Origin of the sequence: Chamaesiphon sp. GL140_3_metabinner_50, assembly GCF_025361915.1 — a bacterium.
GTDB lineage: Bacteria > Cyanobacteriota > Cyanobacteriia > Cyanobacteriales > Chamaesiphonaceae > Chamaesiphon.
In genome coordinates, this window is sequence record NZ_JANYJC010000267.1 from 1 (window position 1) to 3,204 (window position 3,204).

2 protein-coding genes are annotated in these 3,204 nt (G+C 43.1%); one reads left to right on the plus strand and one right to left on the minus strand.

Annotation, left to right across the window (positions count from 1 at the left end):
- The coding region (locus Q0R35_RS13360; protein WP_295618979.1) for a hypothetical protein at positions 1-206 on the plus strand (206 nt) is incomplete at its 5' end.
- A gap of 151 nt (positions 207-357) precedes the next feature.
- On the opposite strand, the gene Q0R35_RS13365 is transcribed toward Q0R35_RS13360, so the two are convergent.
- On the minus strand, positions 358-3,204 hold a 2,847-nt coding region (locus tag Q0R35_RS13365), incomplete at its 5' end, for a tetratricopeptide repeat protein (RefSeq protein ID WP_295618982.1).

Below are 3,204 nucleotides of genomic sequence, written 5' to 3' on the forward strand. Positions count from 1 at the left end.
CGATCGAGCCAGACGTTTCAGTTTCTTGCACTTGTATAACGTGCGATCGTATCACAGAAAGCGGGATCGCTCTAGAATTGAAATCTGAAGTTCTTGGCTTCTGTACCAATCTTCATTACGTTGAGTGGTGGAAAACTCAGCATCCTAAGTCTGATATTGATATTAGCTATTTCGCCGCCCCAGAAGAATACTATGCTATCGATTGAAATTGACTACTCAATCGAAATGCGATTGAAATGCTCGATTGAGGGGTTATTTGCATAAACTGTTGTCTCCGAAACTTTTAATACAAATAATTCTTGTTACAAAGCATCGATCGATTTGTGTCTGGCGATCGTCACTTTCTGTGTTCGGAAATTACTGTTGAGCGGTTAATGCTCGGACGATCTGCTGATACTTCTGGTAAGCCGCTAGATTATTAGACTTTTGTAACTGTTTAGCATCCTTTTGCCATTCAGTTACTATTTTGGGATTGAGTTTCAAGGCTTGCTGATAATCAGATATTGCGCCTGTTTTATTCCCCATGCTGTCTCGAATAAATCCTCGAATTGCATAACTATCTGCTAATTTAGGATTCAGCACGATCGCCTGTTCGAGATCGACTAATCCCGCCCGATCGTTACCCATTACTACTCGATAAAATCCGCGATTATTGTAGGCACTAGCACTAGGCTTTAATGCTAGTGCCCGTTCCCAATCGGCGAGCGCACCTTCGAGATCGTTTATCAGGAATCTAAACCAACCTCGATCGGTATAATAATTATCATTTTTGGGATCGCTCGCAATCGCCCGATCGAGATCGCCAACCGCACCTGAATAATTTCCTAGTTGAGATTTAGCATTCGCTCGGAGGTTATAAGTATTACGATCTTGAGGATTGACAGCAAGCGTCCGATCGAAATCGATAATTGCATCTTGATAATCTCCTAACTGAAATTTAGTAATACCTCGAATCGCGCGAGCGATATCGTTTTTAGGATCGATCGCCAGTGCCCGATCGTAATTCATCACCGCACCTTTTAGATCTCCGAGCTTAGACTGAGAATTTCCTTTAATTAGATAAGCTAAAGTGTTTTTCGGCTCGATGTTAATTATCATATCGCAGTCAGCAATTGCCCCATTGAAATCTCCTGACTTAAATTTAGTAGTCGATCGAATGAGCTGATACTTAGTATTTTTAGGTTCGAGGTTAATTGCTAGATCTTGGTCGGCGACCGCACCTTTAATATCTCCGATCTGAGATTTTGCCTCACCTCGCCGACTATAAGAGATACTCTCTTTCGGTGCGAGACTGATGGCGATATTATAATCAGAAATTGCACCGATAAAATTCTTGAGTCTAGCTTTGGACGCGCCACGCAAGCTATAAGACATGCTCTGTTTGGGCGCGAGACTGATGGCGATATTATAATCAGAGATGGCACCTGTAAAGTCTTTAAGGCTAGCTTTAGCCGAACCGCGTAAAGTATAATGTCCGCTATCTTTAGGAGCGATCGAGATCGCTCGATCGTAGTCTGAGATCGCATCATGAAAATCTCCGAGCTGGTCTTTGATAATACCTCTAGTTTTGTAAATACTAATACTAACAGTAGCATTCTTGTTCGGTATATTTAGCATTTTACTCACGGAATCGAGCGCGCGATCGTAGTCTAGGATCGCATTTTTCAAATCTCCCAATCCACGCTTGGCGTTACCTCGACAAGCATAATAACTAAAATCTTTAGGATTGGCAGCATCGAGATTGCTTGCCAGATCGTCGAGCTTCAGTACCGATCGATAGTCGGTAGCCGCACCTACTGAATCGCCTGATATATCTTTATAATTTCCTCGGTTGCAGTAGTATTCGATAACTTTTGGATCGAGAGCGATCGCTAGAGTCTCATCGGCAATCGCGCCTTGAAAATCTCCTGATGAGCTTTTGATTACCGCGCGGGAATGATAATGAGAGCTATCTTGAGGCGCGAGTGCGATCGCTCGATTTAAATCGCTAATTGCACCCCGATAATCATTAAATCGCGTAGCTTTAATAATTCCTCGATTATGATAAGCAGATATTGGTTTGCGATCGAGTGAGATTGCCATCCCAAAATCAGCAATAGCTCCACCTAAATCGCCTAGCTCTTCTTTAGTTCCTGCTCTAAAAAAATAAGCCATCGACAAGCCAGGATTGAGCGCGATCGCCGTATTATAATCTAATAATGCTCCTTTTAAATCTCCCGCCCTATATTTTGAGTAGCCGCGTTTGTAATAAAGATAATCTTCATGTTGCTGAATAATTAGTTTGTCAAAAGCAGCAATGGATTGCTGATACTTTTGCTGACTGCCCAATAATGTTGCTCGTGTACTAAATAACAACCGATCGTCCCGTCTAAATTCGATCGCCCGCTCGTTTGCCTGAAATGCCTCGTTATGTTTATCTATTTGTTCGAGATACGCGCTTTTATATGCCCAAAAATAGTAATAATCGCGCTCTTGCGATCTGGGGATATTAGCAATTGCTGTTGAAATTGTAGAGACTGCCTCCTGGTAGTTCTTTAAACCCGCAAAAGCCCTTGCCTTACCATAATTTCCATACAGTTTATATGTTTGTGGCTCGATCTCGATCGCTCGATCGAAGGCAGCGATCGCGGCTGAATATTGCTTGGTACGCGTTAGCTGATTGCCGTATTCATGCCACTGTCTTCCATCCTGGCGATCGGCTGGTTTTGCCAGACTATTCCGCACAGCGTTAACTGTTGCTAGATCGATCGGGGTTAATTCGGCTGGCAAATTTTGACCGATTTTCAGACTGGATGGACTAACTTTTAACTGAGTCGCTATTGCAATAAACGACTTAATCGATATTCCCAGACTATTACCCGAAGTTAATTTTTTATTCTCATCCCCTTCTGCTTTGCCATGTAAACCGATTACTCTACCCTCGGTATCGAATAATGGCCCACCACTCATCCCTCCATAAGTAATACTCGTATAAATCAGATCGTACCCATTATCAAAAGAATCGAGATTTTGCGTGCGAAATTTACCTCGATCCTTGTCATAAATCGAGCCAGGATTGAGCTGCCATTGCCACAGTGGGCTATTGATGCGATCGCGCCCAGGAAAGCCACCTGCAAATACTAGATCGTCATCCTTGGGGTTCGCATTACTAAGTTGGGCGACTGGATAGTTGGTAGTGCTACTCGCACTGAGCGAAGTCGAAGT